Below are 25,012 nucleotides of genomic sequence, written 5' to 3' on the forward strand. Positions count from 1 at the left end.
CAATGGCACAAGTTTCAATTGGGCAAGTGGAGAATCTGGAAGACCTCGTGCGCGAGCTGCAGTCAGTGCGCGAGGCGCTAGAGGCCGCATGTCGCGAACAAATTGCTGTTGCGGAGCAGAAATGTGCAGAGGCTCGTGAAGAAGCGCAGAGCAGCGCAAGCATGTTGGAAAGCGCCATCAAGCAGGAGCAAGCCGCCACGCAAAATGTTGATGGCGCTGAACAAGCGCTTGATAGCAGTCAGAGCTCGCTTTCTTCCGCCCAGTCTTCGCTATCTGCTTGCCTTGCTCAGCCGCACGATGACGATGGACGTTGCCCAGACTGCTCCGGCGAGGACTCTGCCGTCACCGAAGCAGAAACCGCTGTTGAGCAGGCTCAGAGCATGCTGGAGCAAGCAAGAGCAGAGCTTGAGGTGGCGACAGGAGATCGCATCTCCATGGAGCAGCGCGTGGATCTTGCGAAGCAGGCCCAGGCGATGGCCGAACATGCCCTGGAGCAGACCCTACAAGCATGCAATACGCACTTGGCAACTGTCGGTCAGGCGATTGAAGTTGGCACTGCGCGCTTGATATCCGCGCAACAGGCACTGGATGCCTATCTCGCGACAAACCCGTCCGCTGCGCAATTCCATGCATGGTTGAAATGGGACCCTGCCAAAGATGGCCGCCCTGTGACTCCGGATATGTTGCGAGACCGCATGAACCTATCGTCAGAGCAGAGACGATTGCTTCAGGAATATCTTTACGACCGTGATCCAGCGTATCGCAAGCAGGTCGATAAATTTCGGAACCAATGGGTAGCCGCCAAGGGTGATGCAGAGCGAAACATCGTCGCACGTAAGGCACGGATACACCTGAGCGGTGAATTCGGGGAGCAGATAGTTCGGCACGCACTTGCGCCACTTGGCGGCCGGATCGAGACGCAAGGGCGAACCTTTGTGGGCGATAACGGACGCTACACAAAAACAGATTTGATAGTCACCGACTTGCGGGTTCCGGTCATTCTGGGGCGTGGTGAGGGCATGAGGGCTCCTGTGGGAGGCTCGATGGCATTCGAAGTGAAATGCGGCAAGGCGGAATACCTCTATTCGCAGAAAGATCACATGATTTTTCAGGCCGAAGGGCACAAGCAAGCAGACGCGCAATGCACTCTTTGCTCACGAGACATCCACGATTTGCCAGAAGAAAAACAGAAAGAACTGCGCGATGCCCTGCGCGAAGCTGGCTCGCCGATGGTGGGAATGTTGCCAAGGAAAAATGAAATAGATCAGTCCTGTCTTGATTTCATCCGCCAAAACGAGGAGGAGCAACCATGAAAATACGTTTCGCAATTATTAACCATGACCTTCTCGCGCAAGTTCGAGCTGAAGTTGACGTCCTCCTGCGTGCAGTCAATGTCGGAGATATGGATGGCGTGGATGCGTCCACCACACGCCTCTTGGAGCTGACAGTTAATTGCAGATCGATTGAGTTGTCCGAGCAAGAGTGGCGCGCATTTCTAAGCGAACTCAGGGCCAAGAGCCCTGAGTTCGAATCGAGCTACTTGCTGCCTGGGACTATTTGCGCACCCCTGTTTCCCAAAGTCTCGGTAGCTGATGACTATGTTCTCGAACTTCCAATCGATGGTGATATGGAAGAGGAGGAAGCTAATGTTTGATGAGGCCTTTGGAATGGCTGCGATGTGTGCTGGAAAATTTCGCGAGGGAGTGCGTGATACGTTCGGCGCGTCCATTGTTGCCGATGTACTTGATCCGATTCTCAAGGAAGTCGATTCACTCCGCATTCTCAATGCTGCTTTCAAGCAGCAATCGTTCGCCATTGATCGAACCTTGAATGATGCGCGCGAGCTGCAGTTCAAAGACAGTGGGTGGAATCAATGAGTGGAAGCGCGAAGGATTTTCAGAGCGTAATTTCCAAGCTACACAAGGCAATTGCGGACTATCAAGAAGGTTGTGCGCGCATCGACCGCGAATTCGATACCACTAAAAAAGCATTAAACGAAGATCAGGAGCGCAATCGGAGCATAAGGAAGTCGAATTGGCAGGCAGGCTTTGCCAAAGAGTGGGAAAGAAATGCAACTGCTATAGCGAACGCAAGTTCGCAGCTTAGACAACATCAGCCCGCCTTCGTGGATTTTGTCGTAGACAAGCCATTGATGGCATCGGAAATTCCAGCAGGTCTTGTGCTTGGCTCGGAGCAAGTCTCTTTTGAGAAGCTCTCTTGTCATGCCTCAAAAGTCATCTCATTTCCCTTCTCCAGCGCTCTTGTTTTTCCACAAGGCGATGCAGAGCAGAAACACCTCGTGCATTGTCTCTTGTTACGGTTGCTGCAGGCTTTGCCAGTAGGTCAAGTAGAGTTGACACTGATTGACCCCCTGCAGCAGGGGCAATCGGTCGAGCCATTCCTGCCATTGCTGAAGGTTGAGCAATTGGTGCCGCAAGGTCATGTTCTTACTCGTTCGGACGAAATCGAAGCCGCGCTCGGCAAGCTGACGGACGAAATCGAGGAGTTGATCCAGCAGCGGTTCAATGACAAGGCATCCAACTGGTCACAATACAACGCAGTTCAACCCGATGCCCCGTTGCCTTACAAGGTAGTACTGCTCTTTGATGTGCCAGAGCAAATATCGGAAAAATCTCTTTGGTTCCTTGGACGCATTTGCGAAAACGGTCCACGCTGCGGTGTGCTGCCCATCATTGCAATTGATGAGCAGCGCATGGAAGACCGGCGATATGAAAAGCTCAACGCCACGCTGAAAAACTCAACCACGCAACTGAATGATCTGTTGCAACGCGCTGGGGCTGGCGAGCTGTCATTCACATACCAGCCGGAGCAATGGCCGCGACAGGATGTACTGGATGGCTTTCTCGCAAGGCTCGTTGAAGATTGTGCTGCCAAGACGCGTTTCAAGAAAACGATGCCTGATCTCTGGACGAGCTTCGGCAAGGGGGAGACGACTCTTGGTGGCTTTGATATTCCCATTGGCTGGACGACCGCAGGCGACTTCGCGACCCTGAGACTGGGCGCGACGGACTCCGAGCATCATGTACTGCTTGCGGGGAAGACAGGCTCGGGAAAATCCAATCTGCTCCATGTTTTGATTCACACGCTATGCGAGAAATATCCGACTGAGGAGCTTGATCTTTATCTACTGGATTACAAGGAATCGACTGAGTTCAATATTTACGCAACGCCCCCAGTCCCACAGGCCCGCCTTGTCGCTACGGAAAGTGACCCTGAATATGGCGTTACTGTATTAAGGCATCTTGTGGATGAACTGGAAACGCGTGCACGCATATTCAAGTCAAAAAATGTCAACGATTTCAGCGAATACCGTAAATCAAGCGGGGTACGGTTGCCCCGCGTTCTGCTAGTCATAGATGAGTTCCAAATTCTGTTCTCAGAAAGTCGCCAGGTGGCAGAAGCTGCTGAGCAGCTGCTGTCGAAGCTCTTGAAACAGGGGCGCTCGTTCGGTATTCACATCCTCCTGGCTACTCAGACTTTGAAAGGCATCAACGCGCAGTCAATCGGAAGCATAATCACCCAGTTGGGATGCCGTATCGCACTGGCTTGTGGGCAGGAAGACTCCGCAATGATCCTCGGGGGCGGGAACTGGGCAGCCGCAGAGCTGCGCAGCCCACCTGAAGGCATCATCAACAATGCTAACGGTGCCAAATCCGGCAATGTGAAGTTCATGATTCCATTCGCCGGAGAAAGCGAGCATCGCCGTGATTTGTTGAAGAAGTTGATAGCGCGTACATCTCTTTCTGGGGTGGCTGAAAAAGCCAAAATCTTCAGCGGTGCATTCCTTCCGCAGATGCCGTCTCCCTTTGAATATCAGACAGCTTGTGCGCATGAAGAAGCTCTTCTTTTGGGCGAAAACCTCGCATTCGATTCAAAACCGTTGACGGTATCACTTACTCGTCGATCCGCGTTCAATGTTCTATTCAGCGGCTACAACGACCACATTCACGATGGACTCCTGTCCGCTACGCTTTTTAGTCTGACTTTCGTCGATGGCTTTGATGAAATCGTGTACTTCAACGCGCGCGGGGTCCCCCCAGGAGGAGGATTCTCAGCCGCAGCGCAGATGCTCGGTGCACGCCTCAAGATGTTCGACGATATATCCGATCTACCACTTCAAGCGATATCAGACGATATTGGGAATCGCCGCGTAGCATTGATTATCGATGGCCTGGATTCCGAGAAAGCACTACAGCCAGCCCCAGCGTTTAGATCGCCCAAGCCTGGCGAACCACCTACCCCGGCTGATTTGTTAAAGCGTCTCGCCGAGGACGGCCCAAGAAAGGGGACGTTTGTATTTATTTTTGTTGACCGTTGGCAGCGCTGTGCCAGTGCCAGCAAAGACCTTTTTTCCTTTTTCGAATTGCGCGTGGCGTACTGCATGAACGAAGACGATGCTGGATCGCTTGTGAGTGGCGGTGTTGGCAAGTTCAAAGGTATTGAAAAACCGAGCCGAGCTGTATTCGTAAACAAAATGACGAATGACATCACATGGTTCCGGCCATATGTTCAGGAAAGCACTCAATGAAGAGGTTTCTGCTCACGTGGTATGGAATCACCGATTTTCGCGCGTCGCTGGGGTTTGAGAATACCGACGGCCCTATTGCGAGCGCCCTTGCGGGCGCGCCCTACTCGGACATCATTATCCTGGGTTACACCCGGATGGATAATGATGCCAGCGAATTGATTGAGGCACAGAAGACGTTCACGCTTGAATTGGCGTCAATACGAAGCATGGGGCAAGAGAAAGACTGGAAGCTTACTAATCAGTTTGTCTCCAGGTTCGCCAATACCTCTGTCGCACATGAACATTTTGAAGCCTGGCTGAAAAAGAAAGCCGCCGCCCTGGGCTGCAACGCAAGGATCCGTTTAAATAGCGAGAAGCTTTACCAGCTCAACGACACCGAAGGTATTTACGCTAGCGCAATACGGGCGCTGGATGGGGTTGAACAGGAGCCAGGTGAAAAGCTCGTCACGCTCTATCTCAGCCCAGGAACTCCGGTGATGGCCTTTGTCTGGGCGCTCGCGGCGCTGAGCTACCCTGAACTCAAAAAAAGACTCATAGCATCGTCCATCATTGGCAAAGCACCTGAAGTCATAGCGTTGCCTGCCGAGTGGCTTGAGCGACACAGCTCAAAACAGGCTGCGATCCGAGGCATCTCCAACGGGTTCGATGTGACATTCCATCTTTTTGGTGAGCAACGGATGCCTGCCTTGTTGAGCATCCGGCAATTTGAGTCGGCGCATCACATTTTTGTCAACTCAAAAGACTTCCCTGCTGCATGTATGCGAACCTTTATTGGCTCTCGGGACCTGCATGAACTTACCGTTGACCCCTGGGATGATCGCGCTGTTCACGAACAAATCACCGAGCTGGCAAAGCAATTTCCAGAAAAAACACGAATTGGAATCAATTTAACTGGCGGCACAAAATTGATGTTTGCTGGCGCGCTCTCTGCTGCACGTGAACTGGGCGCTGTTCCGTTTTATTTTGACAGCAAGAATCGTCGCGTCACATTCATTGACAGTGTTCGACGCGAAAAAATCAGGCGGATTGATTCAATCGAGACATTTTTGCACCTGAATAGCGATGGTTTGCAGATTGCAGGCAGTTCCTTCATGAAGGATATATCGCCAAGTCGCCAACTTCTGACCGAGACCCTTTGGCTGCATCGTGACAAGGTGCGTAGATTTTATAGAGAACTGACCGACTATAACAATGCATTCAGGCCATTCGAGATTTGTCGTGATGGCTTCAATTTCAAGCTGGATGACATGGAGGCAGTATCCGTCCAAGGCTACGGATTAGATCTGAGATTTGAGAAATGGCCTGATTTCGCCAAATACCTATCTGGCGGCTGGTTCGAGGAGTTTGTTTATTTGCAGTGCAAACCCTACGAGGATGCTGGAGTCATTCAAGACTTGCGCATCAATGTCAAGCTGAACTTGAATTTAGAAGAGTCAAAAGGCTATTCGAGCTTCGGTGTTGAATACAACGAGCTGGACATCACATTCACCGACGGTTATTCGCTTTATATCGTGGAATGCAAGGCGGGCAATGTAACGCAAGAGCAGATTATGAAGCTGCAGAACCTTGTGCGCTTCTACGGAGGAATTGAAGGTCGCGGTATCGTTGCCTGCTGTGTTCTCCCAAATACTGAGTCGGTCAAGAAAAAAATAAAAGATGCCAGGCTGATGCTTTGGAGTGGTGTATCACTTTCTGAGCAGATAACGGCAATGATGAACAGCATCACTGAGCGGGCTGAAGCGAGTGAGGCAACTCCATGATGCTCCATTTGGTTTGCGACATCTCCGGCAGCATGAGTGAAGGAGGCAAGCCCTTCATCCTGCGAACCTTGGCCACGACCGTGGCGCAATGGGTGCGGCAAGGGTATGGAAAGGCGGAAATCCGCCTTTGTGCTTGGAGCAGCGAGGCACGCAGCATCCCGGACTGGAGCGTCACGGACGATCTCCCGGTCGAAATGCTGGTTTGCCATGGAAGCACCAATGGCCAGGCGCTGGTTCAACTGCTGGGTAACGAGCCGGATGGAAAGGTTCTGATCCTCACGGATGGATTCTGGACAAGAGACGACGTGAAGACCCTGAGCCGCTGGCAGGAAGGTCTACCGCCGGATACGCTGCGCGTCATCCAAATCGGCGCGGATGCCAACCCGCATCTTTCCAAGGGGCTCAAAGGCGCAAAGGTGTTTGCCGCAGAAGAAGTGCTCGCCGTACTCGATAACTGGCTGCAGGCGGATGAGGAATGGGCATGACGCTTTGGAAAAGTTTTGGGGCAAGCGTTCGCGGCCCGAGCCATATCGCCGAAGGTTTGCCAAATCAGGATGCATGGGCGAAGTTTCACCATGTTTGGGGTGATGGCATCGTCGTGTCCGACGGAGTTGGCTCCAAGCCCTTCTCCAGCTTCGGCAGCCATGCTGCCTGTCTCGCCGTCGAGTTCGCAGCCCGGGCTTGTTGCACCGGTGGTGAAATCGAACACAACGCGCTGTTTAGCAACATCCAAGCTAACTGGCTGAGGCTTGTCGCTCCGCTGGAACCTCGCGATTGCGCGGCCACCTGTCTCTTCGCACTACACCTGGATGGCGTAATCCACCTAGGGATGCTTGGCGACGGACTTGCCGCTATTGCCAAGTCCGATGGATCAGTCGTTTCGCTGTCGGAAAACAAGACACAAGGCTTCTCCAATATAACCATTGCGCTGTCCTCCAAAGTCTCCGCCAAAGACTGGCAGTATTTGTCGCTGCCGGGGGAGCAGTGCATCGCAGTATTGCTCTGCACTGATGGGGTGGCTGACGATTTGGATAACGCTGACGGGTTTGTGAGCAGTTTCGCCGAAACGCATCGAACCCTCGCGCCGGTAAGTGCCAACCGGCGCATCCACGAGATGCTCGAAAACTGGCCCACGCCCAAGCACAGCGACGATAAAACCCTCGCCTGCCTGTGCAGTGAGGAGGTTGCAGATGAGTAACGCCGAACACCAGGCTCTGAAGCCACTTGTGGATGAATACGACAATGTTCATCAGATGGCCGATGAGCTTGCGCGCGGTGGACAAGGCGTGGTCTATCGCACCAAGGATGCGGATTTGGCCGTCAAGCAGCCGCTGGACGCAGCCGGCCAGCCGGACAAAAACGCCAATCTGCGCGAGCGCTTCCAGCACGTCCGCCTGTTGCCCATACCACGGCGCATCCCCGTTTCCCTGCCACTCGCCATCCTGCGCGACGAGCCGGGCTATGTGATGCGTCTGTTGAACGGCATGAAGCCCTTCGCCAGTTTCGATTTGGACGGCAGAAGCAAAAAGAAGCTGGAAGATCAAAGCCAAGCCTTGCCCCAATGGCTGACGAAGATTCCTGACAAGGACCTGGCGCTGCGACTGCTGCATTACGCACAAACTGGCTCCACCCGCCGCCGTTCGCTCGCGCTTGCCAAGTGCGCTGCCATCCTCGCCCGCCTGCACAGCGCGGGACTGGTCTATGGCGACATTTCCACCAACAACGCTTTCATTGGCGAAGACGACACCACCGATGTCTGGCTCATAGATGCCGACAATATGCGCCTGGAGTTACCCAGCGGCGGTGTGTCCGTCTATACGCCAGGCTACGGTGCACCGGAGGTAGTGCAGGGCCGTGACCAATCCCGCCCGCGAACCGACTGCTGGGCTTTCGCTGTGATGACATTCAAGCTACTGGCGCTTTGCCACCCTTTCATTGGCAAGAAAGTACTGGAGCCCGAAGATGAAGAAGACGGCTGGGATGCCGACCCTGCGCCCAATGGCACTGCCACCGATCTGAACGAACAGGCATTCGCTGGTTTCTTGCCTTTCGTGGATGACGAAGATGACGATTCCAACGAAGGAGTTGGAGGCCTGCCCCGTGTATTAGTCGCAACAGAAGGATTACGCCGCCTGTTTCAGGAAACTTTCGGTGCAGGACGTGAACTGCCGCACCGCCGCCCGACAATGGCGTTCTGGATATTGGAGCTTGCGAGGGCGGCGGATCAGTCGCTGGATTGCCTCGAATGTGGCATGAGCCATTTCGCCGATGAATACGCGCAATGCCCGTATTGTGGCGCGGCGCGCCCGGCTTTCATTCGCGTCAAAACGCCACGTTGGGAAATCCTGATTCCTGGTGGTGCCACGGAGTTCAGATTGCCGCAGCGGCTTTTTCACCCGTTTTCATTCGAGTATTTCGATAACACAGCATACGAAGCCATGCTGAACTTCGCGGCCAAAACCGCAGTCCCCGTGCGGGGCACGCTGCCTTTCCCGGACAACCTCACCTTTGAGTTCGTGGAGGGCTGCAAATGAAGTTTCAGGACATTCCTGTCAACATCATAACTGTCCGCATCAAGCGGTCTGACAATGTCGAAGCCCTGCAAGAGCAGCCAGTATTCTCGGTAGAGGCCAGCCTATCCCGCGCAGATGAATTTGAAATCCGCCTGAGAGACGCGGTTGTTTTCGTTCGTCCCGTCGCGGCTGTTGACATCCGCCGCCTCAACGCTGAACTTGCCAGTGGGCGTTCCCTGCTTGCACAACTTGAAAACCCTGCCGCCGATGGCAGCATCGAGCTGAAGATCGGTTTTTTCACCGGCGTCTGCCTGGAAATGGGCGATGTTGAAATCGGTGTGGATGAGTATGTGCAAGAAAAGATGCGGACGAAGGGCGAGGCACTTTACAAGAGGCTGGGCGAACTTTGCTGCTTCCAACAGGGAAACGACGCATTTTTCTTCCTGACTGCTGGCCCGGCGATTGATGAAGAACTGAAACCTGTCGGCGAGGACACGCCACGCGATACAGCTGCGGAGCCGACCCGAATAAACGCTTTCTGTGTTACTGGCGAAGGTATCCGCTTCATTGCCACCGAAAAAGCAATGCCAGGCGGCCAAACCATCTACATCGCCACACGCATAACCAGGACTAAAAAAGAACCCGACCGCGCCCTGCGCCTCGCCAAAGGCCGGCTGCGTTTTGCCGATTGGACACAAGCAGGGCAAGTGCAAACTCTTGCCAAAGCGCAAATGCGCGCTCTTACCCAAGACGACAATAGCTACCTGAAAAAGTGGGATGAATTTGGTGACATGGAGGGCGAATTGCTGCTCAAGCAAGCGCGCGAAGTGGGGGCTTTACAATTCACAGAGATGGCTCAGGAGCGGGATGGAACCGTCACGGTTCGCATTTCACAGGCACTTGACTCTGCATTGAAAGCGCTGGGGAACGGTGCCGTACCTGAAGTCGAGTTGGTGGATGAACTGCCGGACTATTTGAAAGATGAACGCTTGAGCTTCAAGGATTTTGCAAGTCGAATTGAGCAAGCGGAGAAGATCAAGCAGGGCGACGGAAATCGCGAGCAACGTGAAGGAAAGACCTACCTTGATGTCGTCGGGTTTGACCAGGAAACCCGTGTACTTACGCTCAAAATCGAGGCTCTGCCCAAGGAATCCGGCACGCTCATCCTGTCGCTGGCCGGTGAAACCACCCAGATCAAACGGCGTATGGCGGCCCGTCAAGCCATTCTGGAAGGCCGTTCCGCCAATCCACAGCTTGGGCTATTGATTGAGGAACAGGGGCAAATCACACAAGTCCGCCCGCCGCAAAAAGTCCAGTCACTCACCGCATTCGTTCGCAACAAGGTCTTTCGCAATCCGCCAACCGTCATGCAGGAAAGGGCTATTGAGGTTGCGCTGAATACGCCAGATCTCGCGCTTATTCAGGGGCCGCCGGGAACGGGAAAAACCACCGTCATCGCCGCCATTCTGGAGCGGCTGAACGAGATGGCCGACAAGCGCGGCGCGAACATCAAAGGCCAAGTGCTGCTGACCGGCTTTCAGCACGATGCGGTGGAAAACATGATCGAGCGGCTCTCGCTCAACAGCCTGCCCGTGCCGAAATTCGGCAAACGGTCTGGCGCGACGGAAGACGATCTCAGCATCTTCGAGCGCAATCTTGAAGCCTGGTGCAGCTCGCTTGCCACCGAACTGCGCGAGCGCAATCCCCAGATTGCGGAAGCTGAGCAGGAGCGGGAAATAAAAAACCTGTGCCTGCAATATGTCCAAGCCCCGTCACGCGCGCTCGCCGCCAACCTTGCTGGGAAAATCACAGCGCTCGGCAGTGTAATTCTTGGCGAAGACGGCGCTCGGCGATCGGCGAATTTGGCGAAAAAGCTCGCGCACGAGGAAAACCTCAACGATGGCTCCACCCAATGGCTTGATGCAGCGCGCCGTCTGCGTGTTCGCCATGAAAGCTTTTCTGACGACGGGCCAGAAAGGGCGATGGACGCACTGGATGACCTGCGTGATGTGCTTGAAGAAGACGAACGCAAACTGCTGGACAAAGCCAGTCTGTGGCGCAATGAAGATGGCCCAGCGCCATTTTTGGACAACCTGGTCGCGTTGAAAAAGAGGCTCTTCGCCCGGTTCACCGCTCCACCGATTTTTCGCGTGGAAAAGCAGAACGACGCAGTGCTTGCATTGGCAGAATTCGCCATACAACGCATCAAAAACGCCGAGTATTCGGCTAAGGATAAAAAATCTGCTGCGCTGGCCGAGTTTCTGGCCGAACTGGAAGGCAACCCCTATGGCATGGTAGATGCCCTGTCCGAATACAGTTTTGCCTTTGCCGCCACCAGCCAACAGAGCGTCAATCGTGATATGCAAAAGCGCAAAGGGCTTGTCGGGCGCGACGTCAATGAAAACCAGAAAGGCATGGAATACGAATATGTCATCGTGGATGAAGCCGCTCGCGTTTCACCCCGCGACCTGATGGTTCCGATGGCGCAAGGCAAGCGCATCATTCTGGTGGGCGACCATCGGCAGTTGCCGCATATCATTGATGAGGAGGTAGCACGCCAAATGGAGGCTGGCGAGGCAGCATCGGCCGACGAACCGGCACAGAATGAAGCTGACTGGCTCAAGAAATCCATGTTCCAGTATCTGTTCGCCACCCGCTTGAAAACGCTGGAAGACGGCGACGGTATCTCCCGCCGTGTCACGCTCGACAAGCAGTATCGGATGCACCCACTGCTCGGCAGCTTTATCAGCCGCAATTTTTATGAACGCTTCGATCCGACGGAACAATTCGGCTCTGGACGGCCTGAAAGCGATTTCGCCCACAACCTGCCCGGCATAAACGGTAAACCTGCTGTGTGGCTGGACGTGCCAGCGGCGAAAGGCAGACACCAGCGCAGCGGAACCAGTTGGACGCGCCCGGCAGAGGCCACCGTTATTGCCCGCCAATTGCAGGCGTGGATGAGTTCAGATGCAGGCAAAGACCTCTCGTTCGGCGTGATTTCGTTCTACAAGGCGCAGGCCGAACTCATCAAGAGACAACTCGGCAGCATCGCGGACGACGAGAGAAAACTCCGCGTCGGCACGGTGGACTCATTCCAGGGCATGGAGTTCGATGTCGTCTTCCTCTCAATGGTGCGAACCTTGCCGCATAACTGGAAATCCAAGAGCGATGACCGTGAAAAGCAGGCCACAGGGTTGTTCGGACACCTTTGCCTTTACAACCGCCTGAATGTCTCGATGAGTCGTCAGAAGAAGCTACTGGTGGTCGTTGGCGATACGGGTTTGCTGCAAAGTGAACTCGCGGCGGACTTTGTGCCGGGACTGGTGGATTTCCTTCGACTATGCCGCGAGCAAGGAGTGGTGCTGCCATGCTGAAGCTCCTTGATTACGGTAAACCTGCCCCCTTCGGAGGGATCATCGGCAGGCCTCGCCACCTCGCGTGGCCGGTGAACGTATACCGCGTGACCTTGCCCAGAGTTCTTGACGATGGCGATGGCTTGAACGCATTTGAACGCGTCATCCTGAAACTGCTTGAAACTGTCGGCTTGATGAACGCCGATGCGCTGGCGGATGAAACCCGCATTCCAGTCGATTTGGTCAAGAGCGTTCTGCTCCGTTTGCAAGACAAGGACTTGATTGACGACCACCATGCCATCATTGAGCGGGAGCGCGAAGAAGAATGTGCCCCGGCATTCGTTACCGCGCTTTTGTTCCGCGAACTCGCCACTGGAAAAATTCTGCCCTTCCTGCATTGGCTGGACGACACAAACCCCATGCGGAAAAAGGAAAGCGAGGACAAAGACTTCCGGATAATCCGCTGGGATGGTGTCCAAAGAAAAGCGATACCCGCGCCGCGTGATGTAATCAGAACTTTGCGCGCAATGAAAAAGCGCTCGTCTGCGTTCGGCAAGGACACCAAGATGCCCGTAGTCCAGCAGATCACGATAGTCGCCGAGCCCGACCTGCTTCACCTTGACTGCCCTATCGCCATCCAGAAAAGCGATGGCGAATTCCGCATCGCCGACCCATTCGGCAACGGTTTTTCCTTGATTCTCGAAAAATCGTTCGAACAGTTGCTTGAGCAGGAGGAAAGCCTGACCACGTGGCTGCATGGTTGGAAGCAGTCATTGAGCACTCCTCGTCCAGAAAAGCAGGATGCCACGGTCAAAGAGCCGTTCGACAACGACGCCAACTGGCAAAGTTACCCGAAGCTCGTCGCTAATTTGCGCCCCTTGCGGAATAGCCCGTTCCGCTCCATCGCCCAAATCCATGCCGCCATCGAATGGGCACTGTTTTATGCCAGTTGCCGCCGACCGGTTGATTCCGTCATTAAAAGGCTGAAATTCACTGCGCAAGACCAGCACGCCGCCCTGCTTGAGCAGGCCGCGAAAACCGTCGGTCTTGAGCCGCCGCCGAACGGCTTCAGACCGATTCGGGAAGGTAAGCTGCGGGAATTTGAGGACGGTGGTGCGTTCCAAGAGACGGTTCTCGCGATCGCTCTGCTTCAAGCGCAAGACGATGCGTTGCATCCCTTGCGCCGTGTTGTGTTCGCGTATTCAGACCTCATTAACCGCCTTCTTGCCATCAACGCCAAACGCAACGAGAAGGGCCACGGCAAGGGCGGCGCGGACGCCCCGCAGCAAGCACTAACTGACGATTCGTTCATGCGCGAAGTCGTTCATGCGCTTGTGCCAGACATCATGTTTACCGACACGCCTCCTACCGCGCCAAACAAGGACGAGCAGGGTGATGCACTGCTGGATGCCCGTACCAGCATTCAAGAGGAGTTCGGCCACCAGCTGTTCAACCGCCTGGGCGCAAACCTGCAAGACCGGCTGGTTCACGCGGAGCGTTTTTTCCAGTCTTGTCATGACGGGGATGACTCTTTGGCCTATGTTCGCGATCTTTATGCCGCAATCCAGTCATCATTTGCGAGAGCTTTGGCAGGCAGGCTGCCGCCTGATACCTGTGACGGGCAGATCAAAGACATAGCTGAAAGTAAAGCTGCTGAGGCTGGTTTCTGCGAGGGCTTACCTGAGAGCCTGCGCACCGTCAAAACGTCGGCTGTGCGTCAGTCACTGCAAGGCGGCAGCCAAACACTCGGAGCTTGCGTTCTTGCATGGCTGCTGGTGAGCGATGCTGATGAACTTGCCGCAATTCATGACACGCAGCCGTCCTTGATCGGCGATATGGCAAACCTTATCGCTCGGCGTGGGCATGGCAACGAGCCGCTGCCATTGCCCAAAGAGAACATCGCACAGCTTCGCAAAGCTGCTTTCACAACTATCAGAACACTTATGGAATCTTGAAAATGAACAGCCCCGTCCAACCCGACACCGAAGCCCAGCGGCTTGCCGATTTGAACGCGCGTGAGAGCTGGATAAACACCAAGGAAAGCGAAATCGCCAGCCGTGAAACCGCCGTGGCTACACGTGAAAGGGATGCGACTGCAGAGCGTCAAGTCATCGAGCAAGACAAGGCCAAGCTGGCGCAGCGCGAGCAGGCCGTCACGCAGGCTGAGCAAAAGTGTGATGCAGGTTTTGCCGATGAACGAGCCGCGCTGAATGATGAGCTGCGTGAAAAGCGCGCCCAGGGCGAAAGAGCAATTGCCGAGATGCGAGAGAAAAACCTTTCAGCGTTGGAGGTTGAAATTTCCGAGCTGAAAGCAAAGCGACTGGGTGCGGTTGCCCATGCCGAAAACGCCGAACGGGAGCGCATTCGGACAGAAATCGCCCAAGAGCGCGATGCATGGACAAAACAACAGGGTGACGCTCGAAAGCAGTTGAATGCAGAGCGCACGGAATTTGAGAAACAAAAAGGCGCACTCTCCGCCTTGCAAAGCGAAGTCGAAGGAAGACAGGCAGAGCTTGAGACTTCAGAGCGGACACTCGAACGCAAAGAACAACGGCTGGAACAGCAGAACCAGAGGCGCAGCGAGCAACTGGACGATGAGGTTGAGAGGCGTGTTGAGGATCGCCGAAAATCGCTAGAGGCTGCTCTGCAATCTGCCAAAGAGGAAAACATTCGACTGCGCGAGGCGTTTAAAACTCAAGACGAACTTCTCGGCGCGTTCGAACAGTTAAAGTTGCAACTTGGTGGCAAAGACCCTGCTGAAATTCTGCGTGCGCTGAACAGCCAGGCCGACGAACTCAAACGCCTACGAGAGGAGCTTGCTACCCGACCTACTGAGGAAATGCGCGAGCGGTATCAAGCCCTTGAATCAGAAGCCAAAAATCAGAAAACACGGGCAGACCAGTTAGAACGGCAACTTTCCACCAATGAGGCTGCGGTCGCTGAAATTGGCGAGCTGCGCCGTCAAGGCTCGGAGCTCAACGCCGAAAACAAATCTCTGGCGCAAAGGGCATCCATCTTCGAGGGAGCAGCCAACGAAGCGCAAGCCGAACTCAAGCGTTTGCGTGCAGCTTATGAGCGCCCTGCTGAAGTTACCGCTCGCTACAAAGAAATTGAGATGCCGCACATCAGTGTGGATAAGGTCAAGCAGCCGGTGCAGCACGAGATCGATGAGCTAACTTGGCTCACTGGGATTGGTAATGCTTGCGATACATACGGACTACATTTCAATCCACGTATTTTGAAAGCTTTTCATACAGCTCTCAAAACAGCGGAATGGTCGCCGCTCACTGTCCTGGCAGGGGTTTCCGGAACCGGAAAATCCGAACTGCCGCGCCTCTACTCGCACTTTGGCGGAATTTATTTCGAGCCGCTGTCTGTCCAGCCTAATTGGGATTCGCAGGAATCCATGCTGGGCTTTTTCAATTCCATAGACAATAAATTCGATGCACAGCCGGTGCTGCGTTTTCTCGCGCAAAGTCAGATATCAGGCCGCGAACAATATGAACAGCGCATTAGACGTTGGCAGAGTATGTCGCCAGATCAGCAAATAGCACTTGACCCTGAGAAGGACAAAGAGCTGATTGAAGCGTTGAAACAAGCAGATTATCCAGGATTGCAGGACGCAGTGTGTCTTGTTCTGCTTGATGAGATGAATCTGGCACACCCTGAGCTTTATTTTGCAGAGTTTTTGAGCAAGCTAGAACTGCGGCGTGGCAGAAAGGGTGATGATGTTCCGTTCATACCGGTGAAAATTGGCGCCGGCATGGAACCCTATAAGCTTCCCCTCGGTCGTAATGTACTCTGGACAGGGACGATGAACCAGGACGAAACCACCAAGTCCCTTTCGGACAAGGTGCTTGACCGTTCCATCATCATCAACTTTCCGCGCCCGACGGAACTCAAACGCCGCCTGAAGCTTGCTCCACTTGATGACAAAAATCGAGGCCCGGCGCTACACAAAACGTCGTGGCAGAGTTGGCTAGCACAGGGCAGCAACTTCTCCGACGATCAAGTCAGCCCGTTCAAAAAATTCATTGAAGCAATCAATGCTTCTTTAGCGGTTACAGGCCGTGCCCTCGGTCACCGCGTTTGGCAATCCATTGAATACTACATGGCCAATTACCCGGATGTCCGTGCTGCACGCGATAAAGATGCGCTTGCCAGAGCTATGCATGTCGCCTTCGAGGATCAACTCGTGCAGAAGGTCATGCCCAAATTGCGGGGTATTGATACACGCGGCAAGAGCAAGACAGAGTGCCTGGACAGGATTCGTGGACAACTCGTTACAGGAATCGGCAGTAACTCATTCAATCTGACAGAGGATTTCGACCTTGCCTGTGATCTTGGCTATGGTCAGTTTATTTGGCAATCGGCAAATTACCTAAACGTCGGTGACACGGAAACCAATGATAGATCCACGGCCAGTCGAGACTCGGACAATGCTGAATTGCCACACTCCCTTTTTATGAAAGATGAACCAGATTCAGACAAGCGTCATAAAATGTGGAACTTAAAGACACCAGAGCAACGAGATGAGCTGCGCGTGAAACTTGAAGAAAATGCCAGAGCAGGAAGGATTCACGCCAAGCAATGAGTATTACTCTGGAAAAAATCTATACCGACTTCCGTGCCAAAGAAAAACTTGCCAAAAAACTGCTTGAGCAAATGAATTGGTTTGGTTCAATCACGGATTTCGATCCTAAGACCGGCGCGGCTCTGCCGAAATCCTTGTCAGGGTTCCTCGCCAAAGTCGCACAGCCAGAAGCGAGTGAGATAACCCGTGACCGCCTTTGGCGCATAACGGAACACTGCCGCGCTTCTGTCGAGCGATTATTTCATTCTCTCAACGAAAGTCCTCGCCGCGAACACGCTCTACTGCCTGTTCATGCTGTGCGTGAACTGGATGCCAACAGTTTTATTAAGCTGAGTAATCGTCCGGGTCGTACCATTCGGGAAAAACTGGCAGGTAACCCCTACATACAGGCTGTGCGTCGCTTTCAATCCGTCGACCTGCCGGAAAATCGCTTGCTGAAAGCCTTTGCCATTCGCCTTGCGGAAATGCTTGATTTACGCGGTGATTGTCTCGGTCAAGAGGATGAGCTTCTATCAAAAATCTACTTATGGTTGCGTTCTGATGAGGCGCAAGCCATCGGCAATTGGGAAAATCTGCCACCTAACAACACGCTACTAGCACACCGAGATTACCGTCACGTGTGGGATGCATGGCGCTGGCTGCAAACCCTCGATGAGGACATCACCAGCGACCTTTCTCAACTGGATGTCCGCGAGAAAACCATGCGCCTTTGGCAGCAATGCGCGCAAATGTGGCTTGATGGAAAGCATCTTTTTGCTGAGATACCGTTACTATTCGATTATGAAAAGTTTGAGATTCTTCCGTGGACTTCCAAGCCACCTTTGTTCAAGGAAGTGAAGTACAAGATGCCCCGGCATTTGCGACAAAGCGCGAGTGCCGAACCAATTTGTGTTGATATCACAGCCCTGCATCCCCGCTATGCCAGTGGTGACGGAAAAGGAGCGCAGTCGCTGGCGGCCCCCTTTCTTTGGCAGAGGTGGCAGCGCGAAAATGAAACCGTTGACATCGAACTCTTTGGTTCCGATGCCGTTTGGCTGAATCCCGATGCGACCACCATTTCTGCGCCAGATCTGTTTTTCGCCAAAGACAACGCCACTGAGCTTTTTGACCCCGCCGCCCGCGCGTTCACTACTCGGCTACGCGAAGAGTTCAAGAACGATACACTCATCTGGCTTGCGCCTGACTTTCTCAACGATTTCGAGCTTGAAGTCATCCGTCGCAACCTCAACGCGCGTTTCCCGAATGCCGAGCCGTTGCCGCGAAGTGTGGCGGCCGTGTTCGCTCAAGCTGACCCGGCCAAAATCACGGGCGAGGGTTACGCCATCATCGTCGTTGATTCCATTGGCGGCAAGACGACCGCCACCAAGCTCATCGCCAAGCGCGACAAAAACCTGGCGAAACGTCTTCCCATCACCAAAGGCTTTTATTGGGAGCGTTGCCCGCCGGTTGTTATCCCTGGCGAGGAAGCAGAAAGGCTAGGTGGCAGCGGCTACGACATCATCACGCTGGATGCCAACGGGCGGTGGCACGATGCGATCCGCCCGGCAAAGCCCCCATTCATTGAGGCAGCACACCTGAAGCGTATTCCAAACATCGGGAATTTCGCGTTCTGCATCAATTTGATGGAAAGCCCCGTTATGGGCGGAATCCATCTACATGCTTTACAACAACAGGTGGCTGATATTCCACTTTGGCGCGACCAGATTCCTGAGCTTTCAGTCAAAGTGATGAAGGATGGACATCAGCAACGATTCCACCTGGTTTTGCGCGGAACGACAGTCAAACCCATTCGGGGTAAACCCGTCACCATCCCGGTTGATGAATTCTTCACACTGCCCGCTGGCAGGCCGCATTACTCGTTTCCGCTCTATGTCGGCGATAAGGGTGACGACTTCGGTTTCTCTGCTCGTCTCGATTCACCCGCCTTCCCATTGGAAAACAAGGTTGACTGCGAGTTGAACCTGACCTTTGAATACGGCGCGGATGATCCCTATAAACTCGTCTTCACACCGCGCGACAAATCTTTCCCACCCATCCGCGCTACCTGGCGACGCACGGAAGAAATCACCGATGCCCCTGCGCCGGAATATCCGCAGCCAATGACTTGGGCGGAGTTGCAGCGGTTTCCGAAGCAAGACAGTAATAAAACCTCTGATCTGTTGGACTGGGTGGAAAGGGCAATTGAACAGCTTGACCGTGATTTTTACATCCGCCCCAAACAGAGGACGACTGGCACGGTAAACAGAAAGTGGCTGACCGACAAAATAGGCGGGCAGTTTACCTTTGCTACATGTAAATCCACCGATGAGTCTGTATTCATTCATCAGAACAGTTTTGTTCATGAACTGAGCTACGCCGACTTCACTGAGGGGGCAGAAATTTCATTCGAGCTTCAGGAGCGCGATGGGAAATTCTCTGGCTGGAAAGTGGCAGGGCCGAGATACAAAGATGAAGTGCGTCTGAAAAACTTTGACGAAGAATCAGCAAAAAATCTGGTTGCCAGTATACGCAAGAGACTTTACTTTCCTGTCATTCAGGTTTGGCGCGATGGGCGCTCGACTGGAGACCGTGAATGTCCGAAAGGGTTTGCCGACGCAATGAAGGCCAGAGGAGAACACCTCGTTGCCCTGCTGAACGAGAGTGGCATTCCTGAGCAAGTAAAGAATGAAATTCGATTTCTAATGGCCTGTATGCACAAGGATGCGCCTGAAAATTGCGTTCAGTGGATAACCGGGCAGGTTGAGGGTCAGAAAATTCGTGACCTGCGAGCCGTCGGCTTCGCGCTTGGTGATGTTTCGCAGCAATGGCAGAAAGATTTGCTATCCCAGCTCGTTGCGAATCCGTCAAATGACGCGCTCAGTATTTTGGCCTATGCCATCTGGCGAGAGCAGCAGTTTGTTGAGAAATTCAGCCTCGCCAACTTGCAGTCCATTCTGAATGCTCTGAACATCATGCTCAACATCAAGCAATATCCGCCCCGGAAAGACGAGTGGACTGCTCGCAACTGGATTCGCGCCACGACAGAACCGCTTGAACTTCTGCTCGGCCTGCTTCGCACCCGTGCATCATCCACCCCCGAAATCAAGATTCTCCTTCAGCCGCATCAAAAAATCACCAAGGAATTGGCCAAGAAAATCGAGCGAGTGACAGAAATTGTCACACTGTCCAACATCAAGCTCTTCTCCCGTGTGAAAATCAACATCCAGAAACCCTCAGGCGACCGCACCCCCGATCTGCTCTACGCGCTGCGCCTGTACCTCACTGGTGACGATGGTGCGAACGCTATTCACATATCTAGTGTTTCTGATGGAAATACTGATGAGACCATTTAATTTTGATAGATGATTTTCATATCTTGATCTTCATAGGCCGGGAAATTTCATTGAAAATAGATATGGGTTATTTGGAGGCGTAAATTCGAAAACCATTTCTGGTTTGATAAGTAAATAGCCATGTAGCTTCCTCGATTTTCTGGCGCCTGTGACTTCGCAAGTCCAGATGTTCAGGCCACTTGGTTGCTTGCGATGCAATTGCAGTCGCTCGAAGCGCTTCTGCACCCACTGCCAATCCTGCAGGTTCTCCTGTTTGGCCAGTTTGCCTACCTGCGGGTGTTCCTGCGCATAGCGCTGGAACACGCCAGGGCTGACCAGGTAGGCGGTGTCGCTCACGGTATGCACCAGCGCTTTCGCATCGTTGATGATGAGCCGCCGCGTGGCGATGCCATGTTTCAGCCACGCCATGAAGTGCTCGCCGGATGGCTGTGTCGTCGAGGACGTGAAGGCCGGTGACGAAGGCGCAGCGGCGGCCAAGGGCGGCTGGGTCGCATCGGGGAGAGTTGCGGGTACTTCGTCCGGGACGGTTTCCACATCCTGATCTGTGGTTGGCGAGTTTCCCGTTCCCACCATCGCCAGCATGTCCGCTATGACGTCGGGGCTGGCCTGGGCCTTGGGTGGAGGGGCTGAGGTGATGCCACTACCCTCCGCTGGCGGAGCGTTTGGATTCTCCAAAGCGGACGTCACGCCGTTCGCAGAAAGGGTGGCTCCTGCTTCGACATCTTCAACTGCGGTGGGCGTGTCGATCGTCAACGTCCCGGTGAACGGTGCCGGTCGCTCACCAGATTCCCAGATCAGCGCGGGTGCCAGCCGTAGCAACGTAAACGAGTGGCTCCAGCCGGTGGAACTGGTCACGGTCGCACGCCAGATCGCTTTGCCGTCCGGCGTGGGCTGCAACATGCCGTGATCCTGCAGCACGTTGAACACGGCGGTGTTGTTCGCTGGGATGCCGTCGATGCCTTGGGACAGCAGATGTGCCCGAAGCTTGTCCGAGACCGTCTTGCTCACCAGCCACAAACCATCCTCGGTGAGCCAGCCATCCGAGGCTTCGTGTTGGTTCAGCTTCAGCTCCTCCTTGAGCAGGTAACGCAGCCCGTCGAGCAGCTTGCGTTGCAGTGCGTGCTTGGGCGCGGCCATGGCGCGTGTGGGATCGCCGCCCAGTTCCTGGGCCACGGAAGCTCGGTCGGCCTGCACCACCAATTCGCCCAGCACGCCAGCGTGCTCGTACTGCCCAGCCAGGACGTAGAGCAGCGGTGCCCACAGCGACGGATAGCAGCTGAGCCAATCCAGGACTTCACGGTCAAGCAGTTGCCGGTAGAGCAAGCCTGTCGCGGCGCTGTGGAGCCGGTACTCGCGATCGTCTCGGTAGCGGAAGCGGTATGGCTGGCACAGCGGGCCGTGCCACGGATGCCAGATCGAGCCGTCGGCCAGCTCGACGTGCAGATCGACGGCGATCTTGCCGATGTCGTGCAGCAGTGCGGCGTAGGCGACGGCAGCGGTCCAGGCTTCGGCTTGCGCAGCCTGATCCTCGGGGTTGGCGCCGATGGGCAGCAGATGAGACTGGCGCAGCTTCAGGCTGTAGGCGACGATTTCCAGGCCGTGGTCGAGCATGCCGCCTGGGTAGGCATGGTGATGTGCTTCGGATGCAGGGAAAGCCTGAACCAACTCGGCATAACGTTCCATCGGCGTGCGGTACAGCGCGGCGAACTGCTTGCGCGAGAGCGAGGTGCGCTGCCAGATGTGTTCCAGCAGCTTCTGCCGGCGCGGTGTCGCCAGCAGCGATGCGGCCGATTCCGGTTGCAGCAGCCCTTTCGGGAGATCGGTGACGGGTGCAGGCGACGGAGCGGCAGCGACCGGAGGCCGTTTCCGCTGGAACAGAGAGAGCATGTGGGTGTCCTGGTGGCGGGCAAGCGGGCGGCCTTTTCGCCTTTTCGGGTAGGGCCTTTCCCCTTGCACCCCATTCCCTTGCCGTTTCGGCCCTTTGGCCTTTAGAAGCCTTTGGATATAGAGCGGTGAGCATTGGTTGTCCACCGTCAATGCGGGTATGGCGGGGCCGGATTGATGCAGGAAGGCTGGCTGTTCCCACCCTACGATGAGATTCATTGTTGGATGCTGGAGGACCCCGGTGAGACCTTTCATTGACGAGGTAAGGATATTTCCTTACAATACGGGTATTGCGATCAAGAGAGCCGCCATGCCTGCCATTCACGAAGTTGCCACGCTGACCTCCAAAGGCCAGATCACGCTACCCAAGTCCATCCGACAGGCACTTGGGGCCGATACCGGCAGCAAGCTTGCGTTCGAGCTTCGTGGCAGTGAGGTCGTCGTGACCCGCGCCGATGCCGAGCACGAGGACCCGGCCATTGCCGCGTTTCTGACCTTGCTGGCCCGCGACATTGAAGCGGGTCGGAATGTGCGCGGCCTGCCCGAGAATCTGGCTCGCACAATGCTGGAGCACGCGGGGCACAAGGTGGACCTGGGCGATGATTTCGATGAGGACGTGGAAATCTGATGCAACAGCATGGCTGGACACTGCTGTTCCACGACAACCTGATCGAGCAGTTGATGAAGCTGCGCGCGGCTGTGCTGCGCGCCCAAGGCAACGACCCGGAAGGGTTCGGATCGAACGCCAACGTCAAGTTCTTCCGGGCCTTGACCCAGTTGATACAAGACGTGATACCGAGTGACCCGGCGCGCGATGAGTACCGGCAAGGCAACACCATGGGGCCGGCATATCGCCACTGGCGGCGGGCCAAGCTCGGAAGGCGATACCGGCTGTTCTTCCGCTACGACTCGAAGGCGAAGGTCATCGTGTACGCCTGGGTCAACGATGAACAGACCCTGCGGTCTTCGGGAAGCAAATCAGACCCGTATGCCGTGTTCGAGAAGATGCTCGGGCGCGGGAATCCGCCGGACGAATGGAGCGCATTGGTACAGGCAAGCAAGCAGGATTGGAGCAAACTGGAGTAGTGATTTCACATATAGCAGGTGACGACCATGAACACGACGACCCGCATCAGCACCGCAGAACGCCTCGGCCGTAGCTTTGGCCGTGGATGGCGCGCCTATGCGCGTGGCGAACGGCGGGCGTCGAGCTGGTTGGTGTACAGGGGCGTGCCGGTAGTTGGTGCCACCGTGCTGTTGTGGGTGGTCAAGCTGGCCGTGCTCGGTGTACTGCTCTATTCCGCGTTCTGGCTGGCACTGCTGTTGGTTTGTGTCGTGGCTGTGGGATGGGCAGCAAATCAGAGCCATTCAGACGAAGAGTTCCATTTGCAGTTTCCTACCACCTTGGAAGAACTTCGAGAGACACCGGGTTATGACCCGAATCTCTACAACGACACATCTCATGAGATGTACAAGGATGATGACTGACACTCGGTTTGAGCGTGCGTCACTTCAACTTCCTTGACATTGCGCCAGCTCCTTTTCCACCGGCAGCGCCTGCGTCCCTCGTACCTGCTGAGAAACTGTTTGCGATCGTTCCAGCGCGGATTCCGGCCCAGGTCAGCGCACCGATCCAAAAGGTGGGCAGCACGATGAACATCGTCCCCATAACTAAGTTCAACAACAGGTCGCCAAAGGCGTTGTTCAGCCCCACCAGTGGATCGAAGTTGGCGTGTGGCCGGTTCCAGCCGAAGCCCCAGCCATAAAGCGCATCGAGGATGGTGCTGTCGATCCAGCGCGCGAGCTGGAACCAGAAATCGACGAAGAACAGCGCGAACTGCACGACGCTCACGGTAACGACCGTCTTCAAGTCATAGGTGCCCACAACCAGCACCAGCGGGATGCAGATGACCAGCGCCATCTTGAGCAAGCCGAGCACCATGGGCAGCGCTTGGCGCACCACGTCCATGGCGGGAAACGCGGCAATCGCGCCGACAGCCATGCCGACGTCGCCCGTGGCCCGCGTCACGATGTTTGGCAGGGTCTTGTCGATTTGGCCGCCGTAGTCCGTATAGACGTTGCCCTGGTTCAGTTTCTGCTGCCGCGGCGAGGCGATGGTGCGGATTACCGAGTCGTCCACCTCGGCTCGGCTCAGAAAGCCGGCCCAGCCCGCCAGGCGATTCAGCAGGCTTGGGTCTACCTGCCCCAGCAGGCGTGCGCGCAGGCCATTGCTGCCATCGGCCCACCACTGCCTGCAGGACGGATAGCCGCCACCGCTGGCCACCTGCGCAAGCCCGGCATCACGGTTGCTGTCGTAGGGCCAGTCATCGCGTGGTGTGCTGGAGCGATAGCTGTCGTAGTAGCCGCCGGTGTCCGTGAAGAAGCGCGAGCCGATCCAGGTCACGTCGTGCATTTGTGTCTCATCGAGGTCCGGGCGCTGCATGAAGAGCTTGGCGCGTGCCGGTCCGTAGCAGTCCCGCGAGAAATCCGCCACTTCCTGAGCCAATACCGGGTCGTCGATGCGCGTCGCGTCGATCTCCATGCGCATCTGCCGCAAGTCGGTGCCGCAGGGAATCGCCGCCACAGAGGCACCGGTCACTGCTCGCGAGAGTGTGTGCATAAAGGCCCACCAGACGGGCACCTTCGCCGACTGGTTGTTGATAGTGCTGAAGGACTGCGACCAGCCGATATCGGTGGGCTGCGGCACGCTGACTTGGCATTGGGCCGAGCGCGAGCTGTCGTAGCGGATGGTGTTGAGATCCACGTCGATGAATGGGATGCCGGCGAACATCACCACCACGATGGCGACGAACACCCGGTTCTCAATGCGCGCAGCCGAGAGCACGCCCTTGTTGCCTTCGTCGGCGCCCTCCGCACGGACCTTCAGCCATTCCTGCACGATGATGGCAATGAAAGGCAGCGCGAATACGCCGCTCGCCACCAGCACGGCCCAGATGCCGTTATGGACGATCCACGACACCAGCGTCAGGTAGTACTCCAAGTAGTCGGTGGTGAAAAGCGTCATGT

17 protein-coding genes are annotated in these 25,012 nt (G+C 55.2%); 15 read left to right on the plus strand and 2 right to left on the minus strand.

Translation table 11 applies throughout. The annotated features are described in order from the left end of the window. The first annotated feature begins 2 nt into the window (after positions 1–2). Genes GHO32_RS15655 through GHO32_RS15710 form a run of 12 tightly spaced genes read left to right on the plus strand, consistent with a single transcriptional unit; the run spans position 3 to position 20,101 of the window. On the plus strand, positions 3–1,313 hold the full coding sequence (locus GHO32_RS15655; RefSeq protein WP_153442889.1) for a hypothetical protein: 1,311 nt from the start codon (positions 3–5) through the stop codon (positions 1,311–1,313). After that, positions 1,310–1,654, plus strand: a complete 345-nt coding sequence (locus GHO32_RS15660; protein WP_054910548.1) for a hypothetical protein — start codon at positions 1,310–1,312, stop codon at positions 1,652–1,654. Before GHO32_RS15655 ends, GHO32_RS15660 begins: the two co-directional genes overlap by 4 nt. Next, positions 1,647–1,877, plus strand: a complete 231-nt coding sequence (locus GHO32_RS15665; protein WP_177339309.1) for a hypothetical protein — start codon at positions 1,647–1,649, stop codon at positions 1,875–1,877. The genes GHO32_RS15660 and GHO32_RS15665 overlap by 8 nt, the downstream gene beginning before the upstream one ends. Then, the gene (locus tag GHO32_RS15670; protein ID WP_054910546.1) at positions 1,874–4,549 is read left to right on the plus strand and encodes an FtsK/SpoIIIE domain-containing protein; all 2,676 of its coding nucleotides are present in this window, start codon (positions 1,874–1,876) and stop codon (positions 4,547–4,549) included. The genes GHO32_RS15665 and GHO32_RS15670 overlap by 4 nt, the downstream gene beginning before the upstream one ends. Beyond that, positions 4,546–6,309: a Card1-like endonuclease domain-containing protein gene (locus GHO32_RS15675; RefSeq protein WP_239223619.1), complete on the plus strand. Its 1,764-nt coding sequence runs from the start codon at positions 4,546–4,548 to the stop codon at positions 6,307–6,309. The genes GHO32_RS15670 and GHO32_RS15675 overlap by 4 nt, the downstream gene beginning before the upstream one ends. Continuing rightward, positions 6,306–6,794, plus strand: a complete 489-nt coding sequence (locus GHO32_RS15680; RefSeq protein ID WP_012206001.1) for a hypothetical protein — start codon at positions 6,306–6,308, stop codon at positions 6,792–6,794. The genes GHO32_RS15675 and GHO32_RS15680 overlap by 4 nt, the downstream gene beginning before the upstream one ends. Beyond that, complete coding sequence (locus GHO32_RS15685; protein ID WP_054910543.1) at positions 6,791–7,507, plus strand: PP2C family serine/threonine-protein phosphatase; 717 nt, start codon at positions 6,791–6,793, stop codon at positions 7,505–7,507. The genes GHO32_RS15680 and GHO32_RS15685 overlap by 4 nt, the downstream gene beginning before the upstream one ends. Continuing rightward, positions 7,500–8,843 carry a serine/threonine protein kinase gene (locus tag GHO32_RS15690; RefSeq protein ID WP_054910542.1) on the plus strand — a complete coding sequence of 448 codons (1,344 nt, stop codon included), beginning with the start codon at positions 7,500–7,502 and terminating at the stop codon, positions 8,841–8,843. The genes GHO32_RS15685 and GHO32_RS15690 overlap by 8 nt, the downstream gene beginning before the upstream one ends. Beyond that, the gene (locus GHO32_RS15695) at positions 8,840–12,196 is read left to right on the plus strand and encodes a DEAD/DEAH box helicase (RefSeq protein WP_054910541.1); all 3,357 of its coding nucleotides are present in this window, start codon (positions 8,840–8,842) and stop codon (positions 12,194–12,196) included. Before GHO32_RS15690 ends, GHO32_RS15695 begins: the two co-directional genes overlap by 4 nt. Beyond that, entirely contained in the window at positions 12,190–14,130 is a 1,941-nt protein-coding gene (locus tag GHO32_RS15700) for a hypothetical protein (protein ID WP_256678614.1), read from the plus strand. Before GHO32_RS15695 ends, GHO32_RS15700 begins: the two co-directional genes overlap by 7 nt. A 2-nt stretch (positions 14,131–14,132) precedes the next feature. Beyond that, entirely contained in the window at positions 14,133–16,769 is a 2,637-nt protein-coding gene (locus tag GHO32_RS15705; RefSeq protein ID WP_008265595.1) for a chromosome segregation ATPase, read from the plus strand. Continuing rightward, positions 16,766–20,101 carry a cold shock domain-containing protein gene (locus GHO32_RS15710; RefSeq protein WP_034065605.1) on the plus strand — a complete coding sequence of 1,112 codons (3,336 nt, stop codon included), beginning with the start codon at positions 16,766–16,768 and terminating at the stop codon, positions 20,099–20,101. The genes GHO32_RS15705 and GHO32_RS15710 overlap by 4 nt, the downstream gene beginning before the upstream one ends. Before the next feature lie 30 nt (positions 20,102–20,131). On the opposite strand, the gene mobH is transcribed toward GHO32_RS15710, so the two are convergent. After that, positions 20,132–21,988, minus strand: a complete 1,857-nt coding sequence (gene mobH, locus GHO32_RS15715; RefSeq protein WP_054910414.1) for a MobH family relaxase — start codon at positions 21,986–21,988, stop codon at positions 20,132–20,134. A 307-nt stretch (positions 21,989–22,295) separates the two neighbouring features. Between mobH and GHO32_RS15720 the strand changes: the two genes are divergently transcribed. Genes GHO32_RS15720 through GHO32_RS15730 form a run of 3 tightly spaced genes read left to right on the plus strand, consistent with a single transcriptional unit; the run spans position 22,296 to position 23,473 of the window. Next, positions 22,296–22,613: a type II toxin-antitoxin system PrlF family antitoxin gene (locus GHO32_RS15720; protein WP_014596084.1), complete on the plus strand. Its 318-nt coding sequence runs from the start codon at positions 22,296–22,298 to the stop codon at positions 22,611–22,613. Then, positions 22,613–23,071, plus strand: a complete 459-nt coding sequence (locus tag GHO32_RS15725) for a type II toxin-antitoxin system YhaV family toxin (RefSeq protein ID WP_023124769.1) — start codon at positions 22,613–22,615, stop codon at positions 23,069–23,071. Before GHO32_RS15720 ends, GHO32_RS15725 begins: the two co-directional genes overlap by 1 nt. Before the next feature lie 27 nt (positions 23,072–23,098). Continuing rightward, positions 23,099–23,473: a DUF3742 family protein gene (locus GHO32_RS15730; protein ID WP_014596086.1), complete on the plus strand. Its 375-nt coding sequence runs from the start codon at positions 23,099–23,101 to the stop codon at positions 23,471–23,473. Between the two features lie 19 nt (positions 23,474–23,492). Here the strand turns inward: GHO32_RS15730 and GHO32_RS15735 are convergent, their stop codons facing one another. Then, the gene (locus GHO32_RS15735) at positions 23,493–25,010 is read right to left on the minus strand and encodes a conjugal transfer protein TraG N-terminal domain-containing protein (protein WP_153442892.1); all 1,518 of its coding nucleotides are present in this window, start codon (positions 25,008–25,010) and stop codon (positions 23,493–23,495) included. Positions 25,011–25,012: the final 2 nt, after the last annotated feature.

The organism is Pseudomonas sp. FSL R10-2189, from assembly GCF_009600325.1.
GTDB classification, from domain to species: Bacteria; Pseudomonadota; Gammaproteobacteria; order Pseudomonadales; family Pseudomonadaceae; genus Aquipseudomonas; species Aquipseudomonas helleri.